Annotated in this window: 16 protein-coding genes; 10 read left to right on the top strand and 6 right to left on the bottom strand. The window is 69.9% G+C overall.

Annotated features, from left to right (window positions below; all coding sequences use genetic code 11):
* The first annotated feature begins 4 nt into the window (after positions 1-4).
* From E7Z54_RS04170 to E7Z54_RS04160, 3 genes are all read left to right on the top strand, one after another.
* Positions 5-457, top strand: coding sequence for a MarR family winged helix-turn-helix transcriptional regulator (locus E7Z54_RS04170; RefSeq protein WP_136431750.1), 453 nt, complete (start codon positions 5-7; stop codon positions 455-457).
* A 265-nt stretch (positions 458-722) separates the two neighbouring features.
* Positions 723-4,043 (top strand): ATP-binding protein, encoded by a 3,321-nt coding sequence (locus tag E7Z54_RS04165; protein WP_168798155.1) that lies wholly within the window; start codon positions 723-725, stop codon positions 4,041-4,043.
* Between the two features lie 68 nt (positions 4,044-4,111).
* Entirely contained in the window at positions 4,112-5,509 is a 1,398-nt protein-coding gene (locus E7Z54_RS04160) for an FAD-binding oxidoreductase (protein ID WP_136431748.1), read from the top strand.
* A gap of 286 nt (positions 5,510-5,795) precedes the next feature.
* On the opposite strand, the gene E7Z54_RS04155 is transcribed toward E7Z54_RS04160, so the two are convergent.
* Both E7Z54_RS04155 and E7Z54_RS04150 read right to left on the bottom strand, forming a co-directional pair.
* A complete protein-coding gene (locus tag E7Z54_RS04155; protein WP_136431747.1) occupies positions 5,796-6,437 on the bottom strand; it encodes a flavin reductase family protein in 642 nt (213 codons plus the stop codon).
* 839 nt (positions 6,438-7,276) lie between these two features.
* Positions 7,277-8,641 (bottom strand): putative bifunctional diguanylate cyclase/phosphodiesterase, encoded by a 1,365-nt coding sequence (locus E7Z54_RS04150; protein WP_136431746.1) that lies wholly within the window; start codon positions 8,639-8,641, stop codon positions 7,277-7,279.
* Positions 8,642-8,869: 228 nt separating this feature from the next.
* On the opposite strand from E7Z54_RS04150, the gene E7Z54_RS04145 reads away from it, so the two are divergent.
* Positions 8,870-9,172 carry a hypothetical protein gene (locus E7Z54_RS04145; RefSeq protein ID WP_206055993.1) on the top strand — a complete coding sequence of 101 codons (303 nt, stop codon included), beginning with the start codon at positions 8,870-8,872 and terminating at the stop codon, positions 9,170-9,172.
* 380 nt (positions 9,173-9,552) lie between these two features.
* On the opposite strand, the gene E7Z54_RS04140 is transcribed toward E7Z54_RS04145, so the two are convergent.
* Positions 9,553-10,548, bottom strand: a complete 996-nt coding sequence (locus tag E7Z54_RS04140) for a helix-turn-helix transcriptional regulator (protein ID WP_136431745.1) — start codon at positions 10,546-10,548, stop codon at positions 9,553-9,555.
* Positions 10,549-10,629: 81 nt separating this feature from the next.
* On the opposite strand from E7Z54_RS04140, the gene E7Z54_RS04135 reads away from it, so the two are divergent.
* From E7Z54_RS04135 to E7Z54_RS04120, 3 genes are all read left to right on the top strand, one after another.
* A complete protein-coding gene (locus tag E7Z54_RS04135; RefSeq protein ID WP_136431744.1) occupies positions 10,630-11,370 on the top strand; it encodes an alpha/beta fold hydrolase in 741 nt (246 codons plus the stop codon).
* A gap of 1,145 nt (positions 11,371-12,515) precedes the next feature.
* Positions 12,516-13,154, top strand: coding sequence for an SRPBCC family protein (locus tag E7Z54_RS04125; protein ID WP_136431742.1), 639 nt, complete (start codon positions 12,516-12,518; stop codon positions 13,152-13,154).
* 16 nt (positions 13,155-13,170) lie between these two features.
* Positions 13,171-13,488 carry an ArsR/SmtB family transcription factor gene (locus E7Z54_RS04120; protein ID WP_240769507.1) on the top strand — a complete coding sequence of 106 codons (318 nt, stop codon included), beginning with the start codon at positions 13,171-13,173 and terminating at the stop codon, positions 13,486-13,488.
* Between the two features lie 203 nt (positions 13,489-13,691).
* Here E7Z54_RS04120 and E7Z54_RS04115 read toward each other — a convergent pair whose 3' ends face one another.
* The gene (locus E7Z54_RS04115; protein WP_168798154.1) at positions 13,692-14,324 is read right to left on the bottom strand and encodes a TetR/AcrR family transcriptional regulator; all 633 of its coding nucleotides are present in this window, start codon (positions 14,322-14,324) and stop codon (positions 13,692-13,694) included.
* A gap of 60 nt (positions 14,325-14,384) precedes the next feature.
* Here E7Z54_RS04115 and E7Z54_RS04110 point away from each other — a divergent pair, with 60 nt between their 5' ends.
* The 3 genes from E7Z54_RS04110 to E7Z54_RS04100 all read left to right on the top strand — a co-directional run bounded on the left by E7Z54_RS04110 (position 14,385) and on the right by E7Z54_RS04100 (position 15,518).
* Positions 14,385-14,861 carry a VOC family protein gene (locus E7Z54_RS04110; protein WP_136431739.1) on the top strand — a complete coding sequence of 159 codons (477 nt, stop codon included), beginning with the start codon at positions 14,385-14,387 and terminating at the stop codon, positions 14,859-14,861.
* Positions 14,862-14,943: 82 nt separating this feature from the next.
* The gene (locus E7Z54_RS04105; RefSeq protein WP_136431738.1) at positions 14,944-15,318 is read left to right on the top strand and encodes a hypothetical protein; all 375 of its coding nucleotides are present in this window, start codon (positions 14,944-14,946) and stop codon (positions 15,316-15,318) included.
* Complete coding sequence (locus tag E7Z54_RS04100; RefSeq protein ID WP_136431737.1) at positions 15,315-15,518, top strand: hypothetical protein; 204 nt, start codon at positions 15,315-15,317, stop codon at positions 15,516-15,518. The genes E7Z54_RS04105 and E7Z54_RS04100 overlap by 4 nt, the downstream gene beginning before the upstream one ends.
* Positions 15,519-15,691: 173 nt before the next feature.
* Here the strand turns inward: E7Z54_RS04100 and E7Z54_RS04095 are convergent, their stop codons facing one another.
* Together E7Z54_RS04095 and E7Z54_RS24150 are read right to left on the bottom strand one after the other, a co-directional pair.
* Positions 15,692-18,193, bottom strand: a complete 2,502-nt coding sequence (locus tag E7Z54_RS04095; RefSeq protein ID WP_136431736.1) for a molybdopterin-dependent oxidoreductase — start codon at positions 18,191-18,193, stop codon at positions 15,692-15,694.
* 35 nt (positions 18,194-18,228) lie between these two features.
* Complete coding sequence (locus E7Z54_RS24150) at positions 18,229-18,363, bottom strand: hypothetical protein (protein ID WP_276606200.1); 135 nt, start codon at positions 18,361-18,363, stop codon at positions 18,229-18,231.
* Position 18,364 lies beyond the last annotated feature (1 nt).

The following is an 18,364-nucleotide window of genomic DNA, read 5'->3' as shown; positions in this document are numbered from 1 at the left end:
AGGCATGCGCGAGCACACTGGCCCGGAGCGCACCCCGAGCCGACTCAAGGACCGCCCTACCTGGCTGTTGGGCCGAGCCGCGGCACGAGCATCAGCGCTGTTGGCGTCTGGGTTCGCCGCGCACGGCGACGGCCTCCGTGGCTACCACTATCGACTGCTCGCGGCACTCGAGGAGTGGGGCCCCGCGAGCCAGGCCGACCTCGGCCGGTACACCGGCATCGATCGCAGCGACGTCACCGCGGCCCTCACGGAGCTCGAAGCGCGCAAGCTGGTCAACCGCGAGGTCGACCCCGACCATCGGCGCCGCAAGGTCGTGTCGATCACGAAGACCGGATCGACGGTCCTGGCGGAGCTCGACAGCGTGGTGGACGGCGTCCAGCAGGACCTGCTCGATCCTCTGACCCCGGCGCAACAGAAGCAGTTCATGGTGATCATGTCGAGGCTCAGCGATCAGTGACTGGCCGGCGCTTCGTCGGCTGCTTCCGTCAAGTGCCTGTGCGTACCGGGGGTGCCGCCGCCCGTTGGGCGAACACGTCAACAGCCGCTGCTCAGGCTCCGCCGTTGTCTCGGCGAGCGACTTCAAGTCGGGCGCGAAGACGTGACCCACCTCTTCGGCGGCCGTTTCGCTTTGCTGCGGCCTGCTGCCGTCCATTGCGCCGGAATCTCACCTCCGGCCGGCCGTGCCGCCCTCTATGCTGCGTGCACCCGGGGAGGAGAGCTCAATGACCGTCGCGATCGACGTGCTCGGGCCGCTCCGTCTCCGGATCGGAAACGAGGAGCGCACCGTCGGGGGGCGACGCGAGCGGTTGCTGCTCGCACTGCTCGCCACCGCCGCAGGGCGCCATGTCGGCGACGACCGCCTGGTCGATGAGCTCTGGGGCGACGAGCCACCCGCCGCCGCCACCAACTCGCTGCAGGTCGCGGTCTCCCGGCTCCGCCGTGTCTTCGGCGAGCATGCCGAGCTGCGCCGCGACCCCGCGGGCTACACCCTCCTCGGCGCGGACGTGGACGCCGTCACCGTTGCCGAGCTGACCGAGCGACTCGCCGACCTGGATCCGGCGGAGATCCTCGACGCGACGGCCGGCGTGCTCAGCCTCTGGCGGGGTAAGCCGTTCGCCGGTCTCGGGGAGGCGCCCACGCTCGCAGCCGAGACGGTCCGCCTCGAGGAGGCCCGGCTGACCCTGGTGGAGAGCCGGGCCGCAGCGTTCCTGGCCCTCGGCCGATCGGCGGAGGCGCACCGCCTGTTGGCGAGCGTGGTCGGCGACCACCCGTTCCGAGAGCGGTTGTGGTCGTTGCTGGCGCTTGCCCTCTACCGCAGCCAGCGCCAGGCCGATGCCCTCGAGACGTTGCGCACGTTGCGCACGGCGCTGGTCGAGGAGCTCGGCGTCGACCCGTCCGCCTCGGTGCGCACACTCGAGGCGCAGATGCTGGCCCACGACCCCGCCCTCGACGCGCGGCCGCCCACCACGCGCGACCCGGACGCGACCCGCGCCCGGGTGTCCGGGGTCGTCGGGCGCAGCGAGGCGCTGGCCGTCATCGACGCCGCGCTCACCGACCTGGTCGACGAGGAGCGCGGCGGACTGCTGCTGATCACCGGGGACGCCGGTATCGGCAAGACCATGCTCGCCGTCGAGGCGGCTCATCGGGCCGGGAGCCGCGGGGCTCGGGTCGCGATCGGCCGGTGTCACGAGGCCGACCTGGCGCCGCCGTACTGGCCGTGGCTCCCGGTGCTGCGTGACCTCGCCGACACGGAGGATCCCGTGCCGGCCGAGGTGCGGGCCCTGCTCGAGGGCGGGATCCATGGCGCGAGTGCGACCGATGCGGGCGCCGCGGCGGCCACCACCCTGAGGACCTTCGCCGCGGTCTCCCGTCTGCTCGGCATCCAGGGCCGACCGCTGGTCGTGCTGCTGGAGGACCTGCACTGGGCCGACCACACCTCGCTGCGGCTCCTGGCATATGCCGCTGAGGAGCTGCGCGGACGTCCCGTGCTCTTCGTGGCCACCGTGCGCACCGTCGACCCGCGCCGCCACCCGGTGCTCGCCCAGGCGCTCGCCGGGCTCGCCCGGCTGGAGGCGCGCCGGGTGCCCGTGCCTCCGCTGAGCAACGAGGCGGTCACCGCGCTGCTCGAGGACGTGCTGGTCGACCCGGATCCCGCTCTCGTCGAGGTCCTCACCCGCCGGACCGACGGCAACCCCTTCTTCGTGCTGGAGATGGCCCGGCTGCTGGGCGCGAGCGGGCGGGCGACCGCTGCGGCGGCCGAGCACCTGGAGGTGCCTGACGGCGTCGCCGACGTGCTGAGGATGCGAGTCCTCCAGCTGGCCGAGTCGACCCGCACCGCGCTGTCGCTGGCCTCGGTCGTGGGGCGCACGTTCGACACGCGGCTGCTGACAGCAGCGCTCGGGGAGGCGGTCCTCGACGACCTCGACGAGGCGGTCGCCGCCCGGATCGTGGAGGAGACCGACATCATCGGGCAGCTCCGCTTCGTGCACGCGCTCACCCGAGAGACCGTGTACGGCGACCTCCCGCTGGGGCGGCGGGCGCGCTGGCACGCACAGGTGGGACGTGCCCTGGCGGAGCGGTTGGCCCGCGACCCCGACCTGATCGGCGAGGTTGCACACCACCACACCCTCGCGGCGCCGTACCTCCCGGAGCTTGCCGAGGACGCCGTCGGCTTCGGCCGCCGCGCGGCCCTGGCAGCCGAGGCACGGGGAGCCTTCGACGAGGCTCTCGCCCTCTGGACACGCACCATCGAGGTCGAACGGGAGATCCCGGAGCCCGACCGGGCGCGGAGGCACACACTCCTGCTGTCGTTGTCGACCGCACGGCAACGGTTGGGCGACCTGCACGGCATGCTGGCGACGCTCGACGAGGCGATCGGGCTGGCGCGCGAGAGTGAGGACTACACCCGGATGGCCGAGGCGGCCACCAGCTTCCGCAGCTCCGGCGTGTGGCACTGGCGCGAGATCGGCAGTGACGACCCCCGTGCCGTCGAGGTGCTGGAGCTGTGCCTCGAGCACGTCGAGGACACCGGCCTCCGGGCACGCATCCTGGCGAACCTCGGCCTGGAGCACACCGTCGCCTCGCGCCACGAGGAGGCGGACCGGTGCGGACGGCGCTCGATCGAGCTGGCCCGCGCCAGCGGTGACCGGCAGGTGCTGCGTGACTGCCTCGTCGCGCGCGAGCTGGCCCTGTGGTCCCCCTTCAAGGCGGAGGAGCGCGAGGTCTGTGCGCGGGAGTCCGTGGTGGTGGCCGACACCGACGAGTACCTGATGACCGCGCGGTTCCGGCTCGCTACGGCGCTGCACTTCCAGGGTCGGGTCGACGAGGCCGACAGCGAGATGGCCCCCGTGCTGGACCTGGCTGCCCGGCTCGGGCACACCGGCTCGGACGTGCCGCTGGGCTGGTGGCGATGGATGCGCGCGGTGGAGGCGGAGGATCCTGATGCCGTCCGCATCGGTCGCGAGACTCTCGCCCTGCACCGGCGCACCACCGTGGTGGCACTGACCGAGCTGACCGGGCTCTACACGATCGTCAGCGCTCCGCACGGAGCGCCGGTTCCGCCCGACGTCGTGGCCTCGGCGATCAATCACCCATTCCTGGCCTTCCGCGCAGCGGTGGCGAGCGCGCTCTGCCTGGCCGGCGAGGTCGACGCCGGCGTCCGGATCCTCGGCACCCCCACAGAGGTGGGTGGGGACTACGCCGGCCTCTTCGCCGCCTGCCTCACCGTCGATGTCCTGGCGGCCGCGGGGCACCCGGGTCTGTCGGCAGCCGTCGAGGTTCTCCGTCCGTTCGCCGACTCCGTCGCGACGTACGGAAGCGTGCAGTCGCTCGGCAGCGTCGCCTGCTTCATCGGCAGCGGGCTGGTGGCGCTGGGCCGGCTGGACGAGGGCAGAGCCATGCTCGAGCGCGCGGTCGTCGCGAACGCCCGCGTGGGCTGCCTCCGCTGGGAGCGCATCGCCCGGCAGCGGCTTGCGGCGCTCGACCCCGACCGCCTGAGCCGAGCGCAAGGGACAAATCGCAAGGGAACGGCAAGGCCCCGGTAAGCGGCGGCTCCGAGTCTGGGAACACGTCCCGATCAGCAGGATCGGTCGAACCCGACGAAGGACCCGCCATGTCCAGCACCCTGACCCCTCTCCCCTCCGGCCCGTCCGCGGCCGCCTGGGACTCCCTGCGGCACCTCGTCTCGGGCCGCCTCGTGACGCCCGCCGACGCCGACTTCCAGGACGTCCGCACCCCGTGGATGGTCAACGTCGACCAACAGCCCGCCGCCGTCCTCGAGGTGGCCCACGCCGGCGACGTCGTCGAGGCTGTCCGCTTCGCCGCGGCGCACGGCACCTCGGTCAGCGCGCAGCCGAGCGGCCACGCCCCGCGCACCACGCTCGACGGCACCCTGCTGCTCCGCACGCGTGCGCTGCAGGGCATCGAGGTGGACCCCGTGCGCGGCACGGTCACTGTGGGCGCCGGTGTCAAGTGGGGCGAGCTCTGCGCCGCCCTCGACGGCACCGGCCTGATGGCGCTCGCGGGGAGCAACTCCGATCCCACCGTCGTCGGGCTGATCCTGGGCGGCGGTGTCAGCTGGTTCACCCGCGCGCACGGCTTCACCGCCAACAGCGTGGTCTCTCTGGACGTGGTCGACCCGTCCGGCGAGCTCGTCCACGTCACCCGCGCCTCCGACCCCGATCTCTTCTGGGCGCTCCGCGGAGGCGGCGGCGACTTCGGCATCGTCGTACGGCTCGAGCTGGCACTCTTCCGCGCGCCGGAGATGTACGGCGGCCAGCTGCTGTGGCCCGTCGAGCACGCGCCAGTGGTGCTGAAGGCCTTCCGGGACCTGGCCCTCGTGGCGCCGCGCGAGCTGACCATGTGGGCGCACGTGCTGCACTTCCCGCCGATCCCCGACATCCCCGAGCCACTCCGCGGTCGCTCGTTCGTCAACGTGGCGGCGACCTACCTGGGATCTCGGCAGATGGCCGAGATCCTCCTGTGGTCGCTGCGTGACGCCGCGCCGGTCGAGATGGATCTCATGCAGGTCATCACGCCCAGCGGTCTGGACGCGGTGGCCGCGGAACCGACCGAACCCATGCCGGGGCTCGAGCACTCGATGCTTCTCACCGGGCTCGACGACGAGGCCATCGACGCCCTCTGCCATGCGGTGACTGACCCGCGCACGTGCCCGCTGATGTTCGTCCAGATCCGTGGCCTGGGCGGAGCCTTCGCCGACGACGGCACCGCAGGAGGCGCCGTCCGTCCCGTGGCAGAGCCCTTCCAGGTGTTCGCGTTCGGCGTCCCCGCCGTGCCGGAGCTGGCCGAGGCGATCGCGCACGCCTTCTCCGCAGTCGACGGGACCCTCGGCCACCTGGCCAGCAGGCACCGGATGCCCAACTTCATCGGCGAGGGCCAGGACGACGCGACGGGCTACGACGCCGAGCGGCTGGCGAGGCTGCAGGCAATCAAACGCGAGCGCGACCCGAAGGGCGTCATCCGCAGCAACAAGCCGGTGCTGGGCGCCTGAGCCGTGCGCCGACTTGACCCGATTTGGATTGCACCTGGGCGATCTGACTCCGCCGTGACATCGGACCGCAACTGACCGGGTGTTCCACGCACCACCGTCCCGGATCCCACTCGATCCGGGACGGTGGTGTGTCCGGGGTTATGCGACAGCCACCGACTCCGGTCGCGTTGGGCGCTCATGTCGTCGACCCTCCCCCGTCGGTTCAGCCCGCGGGCTTGAGCCGGACCGAAGACCACTTGCCTTTCCTTGGCCTAGGCGGTCGCGGGCCAGGGTGCGAACAGCCGGCTCACGCGATCGTCGACTCTTCAAGGCGGCCCGGCATCCGCCACCCGGCCGCCAGCCGTGAAGGGGTCAGCGGCTGACCGTCGCCGAAGAAGTCACAGAACTTCATGACCAGCGGGTTCCAGGCCTGCGGGTCGATGTGGTCGGTGCCCGGCAGCCGTACGGCGTCGGCAACGTGGGCGCGCAAAACTTGGACGTGAATCGCGTGTGCGCTCGACGAGTCGTTCTCGATCGGATAACGGCCGGACACCCGGCACTCGAGCTGGATCAGGCACTCCGCCACCCGGTCAGGGGCGATCAGGTCCGACGACTCGGGGGTCAGGCCGGCGACCTTGAACTTGCGGGGCTCGTAGCGGTAGCCGGTCTCCCGCTTGTGCCGCGACAGGTCCGGCGAGCCAGTGAGCAGCGCCAGCCGGTCGACGTGGCCGACCAGGTCCGCCGGGGCGAGGTTGAGGACGGCCTCGCCGGTGCGCAGCAGGTTCTGCGTAGTACGTGACGATGCATCCAGGCCGAGCATCGCGTTCTGCCCCAGCCACCAGGCCGAGGACATCGGCGCGAGGTTGGTGGTGCCGTCCGGGTTGGTGGAAGAGACCAGCACGACCGGGGTTCCGTAGTAGTGGACTTTGAGCGGTACGACGCGATGCATGCCGCAAGTCTGATCGCTGGCCAGATGCGGTGCTGGCAGGATTCGGACACGGCAGGACGTGAGGCACCGGTGCGCCTAGGAACGCTGAGGATCGCGGGGGCGGCGGCTCGGCCTAGGCCGGGTGGCACTCTCCTCCAGGGTGCGCTCTCGACGCCCGGAACCTGCCTCAGGGGCGGACTGCGGGCACCCGTCGCTCCTTCCCCGGCACGGCCAGCGCGAGTTCCACGAACTGACGGCTTCTTCGAGGCGTAGACATGGCCCACCAGCTGGCGCTGCGGCTCCACCGCGACGACGCCCGGCACGGTCCCGAGCAAGTCGACGACAGGAAAGGTCGGCCCTCACGGCCACGGCTCCGATGGTCGGCAGCTCGATCGCCCGCTCGACGCCCAGATCCCGCAGCGCGCCGAGCGTGAAGGACGGAATCACACCGTCGCCGAAGGCCACGATCACCTTTGCCGTTCCCGGCCTCGTCCGTCGGCACCGACGTCGCGGTGATCGCTGGCAGCTCTGGGCTCGCCCCGCCGGATCCCGGTTGCACCTGCGCGCCAGTGCCGGCGGTGAGAACTGCAACGAACGCCGCCAGGCGTCGGGTGGATCCAAGCATCATCGCCAACCTCCGGAGCCGGGTCGTCCGAGGCCTCAACAACACACGCGCCCGATGATTATCGGCAGCTCTCGCGCTTCTGTAGCCGGCGGGAGCCCTCCGTTCTCGAGTCAGGTGCTAGCGCAGCACCCTGCGGACGCAAGGCCGAACGTCTTGACGCCTTTGGCCATCGTCTTGTGAACCTGGCACCGCACTCACCGCCCAGAGCGAGGATTTCTGGTGCGGGTCCTACGTGTTACCCGCGGAGGAGTGCGCTGAGCGCGTCTGCGGGAGCGGGCCGGTGGAAGAGGTAGCCCTGGCTGAATCCGCAGCCCAGCGCTTTGAGGAGGTCGTACTGGTGAGGCGTCTCCACACCTTCTGCCACGACGCTCATTCCCAGGGAGGTGCCCAGTGCGATGATCGAAGAGATGATGGCGGTGTTGACCGGGGCTGGAAGACCCGCGACGAAGGACCGGTCGATCTTGATCTCGTCGAAGGTGAAGCGGCGCAGGTAGTCCAGGGATGCGTAGCCGGTGCCGAAGTCGTCGACGGCCGTGGGCACCTGAAGGTCGCGGAGGTCGTTGAGGTCGGACTCCACGTCGTCCATGCGGCGTGCCAACTGGCGCTCGGTCACCTCGATTCCGAGACTCCCCGGCCGAAGTTGGTGTTCCTCGAGCAGTTGCTTGAAGAGGCCAACCAGATGGTGCCGTCCGAACTGTTCACAGGAGACGTTCACCCACATCCGCGGTGCCCGCTCGCCCAGGTCCCGTTGCCATCGGGCACTCTGGTCCGCGGCTGTCTCCAGGACCCAGTCGCCGATGGGTGTGATCAGCTGGGGTCCTTCGGCGACGTCGAGGAACTCCGCCGGTGGAAGCATTCCGCGCGTCGGGTGCTGCCACCGCAGCAGCGCCTCTACGGCGACCAGTGCACCGGTCTCCATGCTGTAGACAGGCTGGTAATGCAGCCGCAGCTGCCCCTGTTCGAGGGCTTCACCGAGTTCGATGGCCAGCGGCGCCCGGTGCAGGAGTGTGGCCCGCCTCATGGCGAGGTCCGCGACGCGCGCGGTCGACTCAACGGCCGCGGTCGAGGCGGTTCTGGCCTCCCTGCTGGAGTTCGCCACCTCGCGTGCGACCTCCCCCGCGGTGTGCGCGGCCCCACCGACGATCGAGGCGGCAGCGAGAGCTGCGAGGGCCGCACCCTCGGCTGCCAGCGCCACGGCGTCGGAGACCGTGGTCGCGGCGTCATCGGCCAACTGGGCCTGCGCGATCACCTCTGCCGCCACAGTGAATGCCACTGTTGACGCCGCCCGCCGTGCCCAGGCCGGATCGACGTCCTGCGGCAGGTCCACAGCGATACTCTCCAGCGCCGCCACGGCTGCAGCTGCGACGTTCGACGCCTGAACCTCCGCCTTGGTCTGGACTGCGGCGGCCGTCTCAGCGGCGACCTGGGCGGCTGCCGAGGCTGCCGCAGCCACCGTCGCCGCTGTCGCGTAACGGGCTTGGGACGCGACCCCATCGGCACCGGACGCGGCTTCCTGGGCCGCGACGGTGAGGTCCTCGATCCGCCTCGCCACCGCCGCCGTGTCTAACGCGGCACTCGCGGCGGCGTCTGCGGCCCCCACGATTGCATGGGACTCATCCGGGGGCACTTGCTCATCTGGCACTTGCGTCCCCCTCGCCTCCACCACGCCGCTCCACCATCGAAGGAGGCCGTTTGCAGCCTAGCGAAGGCGGCCGTCTTGCGCGGCTCTTCTTTCGGATCGAAAAGTGCTCTGCGTGTACGGGACGGACTTTGTGATGACCGACGCAAGTTCAGATGCTGCAGGCTCGGTTCCCCAGAGGGAACCAACATGCCGATCTTCCCAACCAACCTCGACAACGTCGGCGACCAAGGCTTCGCGATGCGTGCGCTCACCTCCTCCCTGCTGGCGAACGCCGAGACCCGGGTCGTTCACCGCCAGGAGTCCGGCCGGCTCAGCGCGACTTCCGCCGCGCTCGGGCTCCCCGGCACGGAACAGTCCCTCATCCCCACACTCGGGACCGGCCAGGGCCCGTGGCGAATCAAGCACCGGTCATTCGTCGTACAGCACCAGATGCATCCCGCCGAGCTCGAACTTTTCGACACCACCGGACGGATGACAGGAGCTCGTTAGAAGTTCCCGCGAATATTGACGGTTCTGCGACGAACCTAGGCATACGCAACGTCTGTGACCCGTTGCGGGCCTTCAGGTTCAGCAGGCCGGCCGCGGGTGGAAGTGTGTTGCGTTCCGGATAGGGAGCCGTCAGTGAGTATCTCTCCGGACGGGGTATCCGGGACGCTTGAGCACCGACGAGAGCGCGGGCCTGCGGCGTCACCGTCGGTGGTTCCCTCGTGGGACCTCGCCGGATGCCGGCCCGATGAGGCGCGCGGGGACCGCCGGGGAGCCCGGGAGGGGTCCGTCTTACTGGTGTCGGCAACGGGACGTCCGCACATGCTTGATCTCCGGACGGGTCGTCGCAGTGATGAGCTGGAGGTGTGGCCGGGTGGTGTCGCTCATGGACTCCGCGGACCAGCCGCGGTGCCGGCGACGGCGCCGCGCACCGCGCTGACTCGGAGGCGGTCGGACAGGGCGAGGACCTCGTCGCGCAGGGCGTTGGGGGTGATCACCTCGAAGTCCCAGCCGAGACCGGCCAGCATGCAGGCCATGCCGTCGAGGTGCTCGACGCGCGTCTCGAGGAGCACGCCGTCAGGGTGCTCGGTCAGCCGTCCCACGCTCGGGGGCAGTCGCTCGCCCGCTTTCGCGAGGGTGGTCCGCAGCACGACGGCGACCTCGTGCGACCACCCAACCGCCGCGATGCCGGACACGACCTGTGTCGTCGCGTCGAAGCCAGCGGGCACGACGTAGGAGCCGTCGCCCTGCCTGATTGAGGCGATGCGGTCCAAACGGAATGTCCGCACGTCATGACGGCCGTGATCGTGTCCGGTGGCGTACCACCGGCCGGAGTGGAAGACCAGCCCGTAGACGTCGAGCTCACGCTGCGACTCGCGTCCGTCCCAGGCGGTGTAGGCGATCACGACGGTGCGCCGCGCCTGCGCTGCCCAGGCGAGATCGAGCAGCGTGTCGGCGTCGGCGGGAGCGCCGGCGCGCGCCGGGGTCGTGAAGTGCGCGGTCGACAGCAGGCTGTCGAGCCGTTGGCCCAGGGCCCGCGGCAGCACACGCGACACCTTGGCCAGCGCGCTCGCCGTCGCCGCATGGTCGGTGGTGGCGAGCCCCGCGCGTTCCGCGGCCCGCAGGCCCAGGACGACGGCGACGGCCTCGTCGTCGGTGAGCATCAGCGGCGGCAGCTTGTAGCCCGGTGAGATCCGGTAGCCGCCGTACCTGCCCCGCTGCGCCTGGACTGGGATCCCGAGGTCGGCAAGATGCTCGGCGTAGCGCCGGACGGTCCGCTCGTCGACCCCGAGCCGCGCCGCGAGCTCGCCGACGGTGCGCTGCCCGCCCGCCTGAAGCAGCTCCAGCATCGCCAGCACGCGTGCGGTGGGGCGGGTCACGGCTCTGCCCGGGGCTGCCGGGAAGAACTGCGCCTGAATACCGGGCGGAATCTGTCCACAAACCACCCTAACGTCATGGTCATGAACACCACCACCTACGTCCTCGTCCCCGGCTTCTGGCTCGGCGCCTCGATCTGGCGCACCGTCGCAGACTCGCTGAGCGAGCATGGCCACGTCGTACACGCCGTCGACCTCTCCGGCATGGGCGAGCGCGCGCACCTCGCCTCGCCGGAGACCGACCTGACGACCCACATCGACGACGTCGTGCATCTGCTCGAGCAGTACGACCTGCACGACGTCGTGCTCGTCGGCCACAGCTACGGCGCCCTCGTGACGACCGGTGCGGCAGACCGAGCGCCTGAGCGGGTGGCCCGTCTGGTCTACATCGACGCGGGTCCGCTGCCTGACGGCATGGCGCAGGCCGACTTCGAGGGACCCGACGCGCGAGCGGCCAACCAGGACCTGGTCATGACACACGGCGAGGGCTGGAAGCTCCCGCCGCCGCCCTGGGCCGTGCTCGCTGCCGCGGTGCCCGAGGTCGACGACGATGCCGTGGCCGCGCTGGTCGAAGGCTCGCAGCCGCAGCCTTGGCGCACCGCCACCCAGCCGGTCGTGCTCGCCGGCGCCTGGGGGCGCCTGCCGAGGACTGGCGTGCTGTGCAGCTTCAGCCTTGAGCAAGTGCGGCAGATGGCGCCCTACGCGCCGATGTTCGCGCACATGGTCGACGGCGACTGGACGTACATCGAGCTGCCGACGTGGCACTGGCCGATGGTGAGTCGATCGGTGGAACTCGCCAAGGTGCTGGCGTCCGTCAACTGTTAGGCGCTCGCGCCCAGTTGCTTCGCGCGCAAGACGTCCGCTCATCAGCGTAAGTCGTTTTGCGCAAGCCCTTTGGCCGGTGCCTCGTCCGTCGTCTGTCCCTGCAAAGCCGTATGGGGATCCCCTTGCGGGGGCAAGGGGATCGCTCTCGAACCCCGTACGACGTCCCTCAGCTGATTCCCCTTACGACATCCACGAGGTGGGTCGACGTCCATCTCGATCGAGAGACCGCGCACGCTCCGCGGCTACTTGTTGAGGGCTTTCATGGTGAAGGCTCGGCAACAACAGTCGCGGCGTTGACACCCCCGTCCTACATCGGGGCTTCTTCGTCACGTTGCGACCCGCTAGTCGAATTCCGCTCGATTATGAGTTGGATCTGTCGGCGGTCGTCGTCGGACCAGGCTGATGGGTCCTCGCTGTGGGCGAGGCTCCCATGCAGTTCAAGATGCCGCCAAAGCTCTTCTTGCGTGGCAACTGTTAGAGAGGCAGGACACCCCTCCATGCCTGGAAACTCGGCGCACTTGTACGTATAGGACATTGCTCGACCTCCACACTGGCTGCCACTGTCGCACCCTTCCACCGTGGAGCAACTGCGGCAAGCGCTTGGGAGCACGCCTCCCAGGTGGGGTGGGAGCTATCACAAGGAGCCGTTTGCTCGTCGGCGTGTCCGTGCGTTCCCAGCGGTTCCCCGACGACCGGCGGGTGTCCGGTCAGGGATCCGTCTACGGAGCAGCCCTCCGCGGGGTCCCGTAGACCGGGTTGACGTAACGCGACGTCAAACCTGTCGAACGCAAAGTCAAGGAATCGGTCTCGTCTGAGGGGTTCGTCAAAGTAGGTCCGACGGGTTACGGGTCGAGAGTGATGCGTGTTCAGTGGCTTCACGACAACGCTGAGGATCCGGTGTCGGAGCGCCGGTAGGTGTGGATGGTTACTCCGCTGCCCGAGGTCGTCGTACGAGGTACCCCGCGCTCGGCGAGGGAGTGGTCACCGCTTTAGACCAGATGTGGGGATGTCCACTCCACGTGGGAGATCCACTTCGATCTGAAGCCCGCCGCGCGGCCGGTGACCGGCGCACGTATCATCAGTTGTTTATATCATGTGATCCTGATATGCAGGATGTGCCATCGACACCCCGGGAGGAGCCCCTCATGACCACCACGCCCGCCGACCACCTCCGCGCCGTGCACCGCCTCATCGACACCACCGAACGCGACGGCGCCGAGGTTAAGCGGCTCACGGCCACGCGCACCTACTCCGCCGACCTCGACGAGGTGTGGGACGCGCTGACCACCCTCGACCGGATCCCACGATGGTTCCTGCCCGTGTCCGGGGATCTGCGACTGGGCGGCCGCTACCGGCTCGAGGGCAACGCCAGTGGCGAGGTCCTCGAGTGCGAGCCCCCGCAGCACCTCGCGATCACCTGGGAGTACGCCGACGAGGTCAGCTGGGTGGACGTTCGCCTGACCTCCCTAGGCGATCAGACCCGGCTCGAGCTCGTGCACCTGGCGCCCGTCGACCCCGCGAAGTGGGCGGAGTTCGGGCCGGGCGCGGTCGGGATCGGCTGGGAGATGGCTCTCATGGGCCTCGCCGCCCATCTGGCCGCCGGCAATGGCGCCGACCCGGTAGCGGTAGCGGCATGGATGGGCAGTCCGGACGGCATCGCATTCATGACCGGCAGCAGCATCGCGTGGGGCGAGGCGAGCATCGCCGCCGGCGAGGACCCCGAGCAGGCCCGTGCCGCCGCGGCACGGTGCACCGCGGCGTACACGGCTCCGCCCGAGGGCTGACGTGCACGCATTCGACGTGCTCGGCGACCCGGTGCGCCGCCGCATCCTCGAGCTGCTGGCCACCGGAGAGCACACGTCCGGCGCGGTCGTCGAGGTGATCTCCACCGAGTTCGGCATCAGCCAGCCGGCGGTGTCGATGCAGCTCAAGGTACTGCGGGACAACGGCTTTGCGAACGTGCGGGCCGAGGGCACCCGGCGGATCTACGCAATCGAGTCCGCTCCCCTAGCCGACGTCGACGCCTGGCTGGCGCAGTTCCGCACATTCTGGGAGCAGCGGCTCGACGCCCTCGGCACCGAGCTGGCGCGCGGCCGACGTGAACTCGGGAAAACCTGACCAGTCACCGATGCGACGACTCGGCCGCGTCGCGTTAGACAGGCCGTTCGGCTATTGCGAAGCCACGCCGGAGGACGCTCCTACGTGGCGGGGACTCGGAGCAGCCTCCGTCCTCCCGCTCAGCGAAGGTGTCATTGGCGCAGGCGAGTTCGAGGGCCGTCACGTCTCACGCTCGGCGCCTTCGACCAGGCGCCGTCACGACCTCACAGCAGGACCCTGACCAGCGATTCCTCCAGCCAGGCGCGATAGCGGCGCGCGGACCAGCCGACGTCCCTGCGCAGGTGCTGGTGGACAAGGGGTACGAGGAGCGCGTAGGCGGCCATCGCCCGCTCGGCGGGCTTTCCGTCGACGTGCCTGTGCCGGGCGAGCGCCTCCACGAACGCCAGGGTGTTGGCCCGCGTCGCGGCCGCGCCCGCGTCAGAGAACTTCCGCAACGCCGGATCGGCGCCGGCCGACTCGATGGCGACCGTGATGAGCGGCGCGGCTCGCTCGAGGATCGCCGCCGAGTAGGTGGCGTACTGGCTGACGGCCCGCCGCCCGTCCTGCTGCGCCAGCGCCGCCAGGAACTCGGGGCGGTCGGCGACGGCAATCGGCTCCTCGTCGCCGGCGATTGCCACGGACACGATGTGCTCGAAGAGTCGGTTCTTGGTGGCGAAGGCGTCGTACAGCGTGCGCTCGCCGACCCCAGCCCGCGCGGCCACCGCCTTCATGGTCGTGCGGCTGAAGCCCTCCTCGAGGAAGAGCTCGGCCCCGGCCGCCCGGATCGCTGCGCGCGTCTCGGCCGCGGCGGCCGCTCGCGCCGGCGACCGATAGGACCTCTTGACGGCGTCACCCATGCAGCGCATGCTACCAGAAATGACCGCAGTATCACTGCGGCGAATCTTTCGGGAGAAGCCATGCCGAACGACCTCCAGGGCATCTACGCCGTCAAGCTGCCAGTACGCGACCTGGTCGAGAGCAGAGACTGGTACGAGCGCGTCTTCGGCTTCACCGTCGAGCTGGAGTTTCCCGATGCCGACGGAGTCGTGCGCGGCATCACTGGACACCTGGTCGGCGTGCCCGGAACCTGGCTGGGGCTGCGTGAGAGCCCCACCCACGCCGCGGGAGTCGCCGGCTTCAACCTGGTGAACTTCGCTGTCGCCGACCGCCCCGCGTTGGAGGAGTGGGCGACGCGGCTGGACGAGCTCGGCATCCGGCACTCACGCGTCATCGAGGCCAGCATCGGCTGGATCGTCGTTCTCGACGACCCGAACGGCATCGAACTGCACCTCTACACCCAGACACGGCACGGCATCGACCAGTCCGCCCGCCCCGGCTATGGACGACCCGTTCCAGCACCACCTGAACCGTGGGCCGAAGGAGCACCGACATGACCGCCACCTTCGTCGAGGCTCGCTCCACCCCGTCGGCATCGGCAGCGCCGCCCTCACCACGATCGGGTGCCTGCTACTAGGCATGGGGCTGCTGCGATGGCGCACCACGCTTCCCCGCTGGGCCGTGCTCGCCGCCGCAGCCGGCGTCTGGTTCGCCGGAGCCACGGCGTGGGCCCTTTCCACGTTCGTCGTCGCCGCGGCGAAGGGCACCACGAACGCGCACTTCGACGATCTCTTCTTCAACTCCCCCTGGGTCCTCTGGGGCATGGCCGTGAAGTCCCTGCTCTGCTTCCCAGCGCTCCTCGGCCTCGCGATCGCCGGCTGGCGGCAACGATCGATCTCCCGACCGGCCGCGGTCGCCCTCGGCCTCGCGGCGGTGCTGTCACTGTGGCCGCCGTACCCGCCGGGACTGATCGTCGCCTCGATCGGCTTCGCACTGATCGCCAGGCGACCATGAGGATCAAGCACGGTCTGGAGCCGACGGCGCCGGTCTCACCCGTGCTGCTGACGCGCCGACAGGCGCACACCTTGTCGGTGCACCTGCAGGGCGGCACCGGGCTCACGGCTGCACAGCTCGACCAGGCCGTCCCCAACGCCCGAGGCGCCGGGCGGGAGCTGCCGCGCGGCAAGGGGTACCGAGGTCGGTGCGCTCGATGACAGACATGAGTCGTCCGTTGGCGTCGACGATCAGCGCGGCGTGGACGTGGTCGTCTTGGAACAGGTCGTGGACGTCCGCGACTGTGGCGGTGGCCCGGAGGTCTTCGACGTGCGGACCGCCGCGTCGAGGACCGTCCTGCCGCGCATCGTCGCTGCAGCGTCGGTCGCGGTGGTCACGGTAGGGGTTCCAGGCGTGCCGGGACGTACTTGTGCCACGGTGTCCCCGCGATGGGGTCGCGGTGCCGTGTGCCGGTCAAAGTGTTGAGCGCGACGCCGACTCGCGTCGGGGAGTTCCCGGCTTCGTTCGTGGGGTCGTCGACACCCATGCCGTTGGGAAGCGTGATGTGGCCGGGCTGGAGGGTGTCGGTGACTTCTACTTCGGTCTCTGCGGCGCCGGTCTCGGTGACGATGCGCACCCGGCCGCCGGTTTCCACGCCCAGTTGCTGAGCATCGGCGGGGCTGATCCGCAGGGCGCCGTTGCGGTCGCGGCGTCTCCAGTCCGGGTCGCGGATGATGGTGTTGGCGGTGAAGGCGCGTCGTTCTCCGGCGGCCAGGACGAAGGGGAACTCCTCGGTGGTCCACGACGAGGGTGCCTCGTCCAGGTCGCCCAGGCTCTCGAGCAACGAGGGGATTGCCACCGTGAAGCGGCGGTCCTTGCCGCGGACGTACTGCCAGACATCGTCCCAGGTGTCGACGGTGAAGGTGACGCCGCTGCGCTCGGCGAGGATGGCGTCGAAGAGCTTCTCACCCGGACGCAGACCTGGGCCGTCGTAGCCCGCGCGGGCCACGGCGTCGGGGTTGGCCAGGGCGCACATGTGGGCCGCGCCCCAGAGGAATGCTGCGGTCCTCGCGTCGTCGGGCAGCGTGGTGCCCAGCGTCTCGTGGAGCACGTAGGCCGCCTGGCCCAGCAGCGACGGGTCCGCGGCCGCCGCGGCGAAGAACGCCAGCGCGAAGGCGTCGCGGCCGGTCCCTGCGGCGATCCTGAGTCGCGCCAGGACGTCGGGGTTGACCGCCCCGAGCGCGCGGAGCACGCGGGAGTAGATCTCGGATTCAGGGAGGGTGCCCGGCAGCGGGTCCAGCAGTGGTGCCCGTAGCTGGAAGACGTTGTGCGGGAACTCGAAGTTGAAGAACGTCGCCTCCCACTTCTCGTACTGCGTCGCAGCGGGCAGGACGTAGTCGGCCAGGCGCGCTGTTTCGGTAAAGGCGACGTCGACAACGACCACGAGGTCCAGGGCTCGCAAGGCCTCGGCCATGCGGCCGGAGTCCGGCAGCGAGTGCGCAGGGTTGGAACTGTCGATCCACATGGCCCGGAAGCGGTCCGGATGGTCGGTGAGGATCTCATCGGCGATCGAGTTGCAGGGGATGAGCCCGCCGATGACGGGTGCGCCCGTCACCGGAGTGGTCCGGGCGCCCTTGCTCCCGACACCGGTCGCCAGCGAACCGCTCAGCATCGGCGCCATCCGGTCCACGGCGGTGCGCGCCAGAGCGTTCAGGACGCCGTCGGGCACTGGTGACCGGCCGGCAAGAGGCACACCGTGGGCCACTGTCTGGGCGGCCACGGTGGTCAGCTTGGCTCCAGCCAGGGCGGCTGCACGTCTTGCTCGCGAAGGCGTCGGTCGCGTACCTGATCCTGAGCCGCCGCCCGCGATCGACACCAGCGACGAGTGCAGATACATGGTGCCGGGGCGCCCGAAGTTGCCGGTGAGAATCCACAGCAGCTTGTTCAGGTAGGACACCAAGGTGCTGTTGGGAGCTTGCTGGATGCCCAGGTCCTCGTACGTCGTGGCACTTGCTGCCGCCGCGAACCGGCGGGTCGCCGCGCGGATCAGGTCCTCCGAGACGCCACAACGATCGGCGTACTCGCGCACGGGCACCCGCGACAACAGGGGAAGGACCTCATCGGCGCCCGCCGTGTGTTCCGTAACGAACTCGTGGTCGATGAGGTCTTCTTGGACGAGGACGCCGAGCATCGCGGCCAGGCACCAAGCGTCGGTGCCGGGACGTACCTGAAGGTGGAACTCGGCCAGGTCGGCGGTCTCGGTGCGGCGCGGGTCGATCACGATCATCGCGCGGTTCGGGTCGGCGGCGATCTCCTTCAACACCGGGCGGCTGCGCGGGAAGCTGTGGGACTGCCAGGGATTCTTCCCCAGGAACAGCACGACCTCGGAGTGCTCGAAATCGCCTTTGGTGTGGCCGCCGTAGAGCCGCCCGTCGACCCACATCTCACCGGTCTTCTCCTGCGCCAGCGCGTTGGAGTAGTAGCGCGATCCCAAGGCGGCGCGAAGCGACTGTCCGTAGGCGCCCGGGACGTGGTTGCCCTGACCGCCCCCGGCATAGAAGAAGATCGTTTCGCCGCCGTGTTCGTTCCTGATCGCTTGCAGCCGGACTGCGATCTCGTTGATGGCGGTGTCCCAGTCGACCTCCTCGTAGCTGCCGTCCTCGGCGCGGCGCAGCGGGGAGGTGATCCGGTCGCGGCCGTTCTGGTAGTGGTCGAGCCGCAACGGCTTCTCACAGGTATAACCGGCCGAGGCAGGATGCTGCTTGTCGCCGCGGATCTTGGCGAGCCGGCGCCCTTCGACCTTGATCTCGAGTCCGCAGTTGCACTCGCACAGGATGCAGGCGGTCTTGCGCCAGTCCTGGTCCGTCGGAAGCTGATCGGGTTGTTCGTGGCTCATGGGCTTGCCTTTCGTGCTCGCCTTCTGGGAACGGGTCATCTGGTCGCGCTGGGTGCGAACAGGTCGGACTCGCCGGCAGCGTGGTCGACCACGCCCGCGTCAAGTGCCTCGGGCGCGGTGAACCGCTGACCGGTGGTCATCGCCGTGATGGCGGCGCGGGCGGTGGGCATG

Source organism: Nocardioides sp., assembly GCF_004803405.1.
GTDB classification, from domain to species: Bacteria; Actinomycetota; Actinomycetes; order Propionibacteriales; family Nocardioidaceae; genus Nocardioides; species Nocardioides vastitatis.
This window is presented reverse-complemented; position numbering and strand designations above follow the sequence as displayed.

Excerpts from the sequence above, each read along its gene's own strand:
- E7Z54_RS04165 (WP_168798155.1), top strand. The coding sequence starts at position 723 with ATGACCGTCGCGATCGACGTGCTCGGGCCGCTCCGTCTCCGGATCGGA.
- E7Z54_RS04170 (WP_136431750.1), top strand. The coding sequence starts at position 5 with ATGCGCGAGCACACTGGCCCGGAGCGCACCCCGAGCCGACTCAAGGAC.
- E7Z54_RS04125 (WP_136431742.1), top strand. The coding sequence starts at position 12,516 with ATGACCACCACGCCCGCCGACCACCTCCGCGCCGTGCACCGCCTCATC.
- E7Z54_RS04135 (WP_136431744.1), top strand. The coding sequence starts at position 10,630 with ATGAACACCACCACCTACGTCCTCGTCCCCGGCTTCTGGCTCGGCGCC.
- E7Z54_RS04095 (WP_136431736.1), bottom strand. The coding sequence starts at position 18,193 with ATGAGCCACGAACAACCCGATCAGCTTCCGACGGACCAGGACTGGCGC.
- E7Z54_RS04110 (WP_136431739.1), top strand. The coding sequence starts at position 14,385 with ATGCCGAACGACCTCCAGGGCATCTACGCCGTCAAGCTGCCAGTACGC.
- E7Z54_RS04115 (WP_168798154.1), bottom strand. The coding sequence starts at position 14,324 with ATGGGTGACGCCGTCAAGAGGTCCTATCGGTCGCCGGCGCGAGCGGCC.
- E7Z54_RS04155 (WP_136431747.1), bottom strand. The coding sequence starts at position 6,437 with ATGCATCGCGTCGTACCGCTCAAAGTCCACTACTACGGAACCCCGGTC.
- E7Z54_RS04100 (WP_136431737.1), top strand. The coding sequence starts at position 15,315 with ATGAGGATCAAGCACGGTCTGGAGCCGACGGCGCCGGTCTCACCCGTG.
- E7Z54_RS24150 (WP_276606200.1), bottom strand. The coding sequence starts at position 18,363 with ATGCCCACCGCCCGCGCCGCCATCACGGCGATGACCACCGGTCAGCGG.
- E7Z54_RS04105 (WP_136431738.1), top strand. The coding sequence starts at position 14,944 with ATGGGGCTGCTGCGATGGCGCACCACGCTTCCCCGCTGGGCCGTGCTC.
- E7Z54_RS04145 (WP_206055993.1), top strand. The coding sequence starts at position 8,870 with ATGCCGATCTTCCCAACCAACCTCGACAACGTCGGCGACCAAGGCTTC.
- E7Z54_RS04160 (WP_136431748.1), top strand. The coding sequence starts at position 4,112 with ATGTCCAGCACCCTGACCCCTCTCCCCTCCGGCCCGTCCGCGGCCGCC.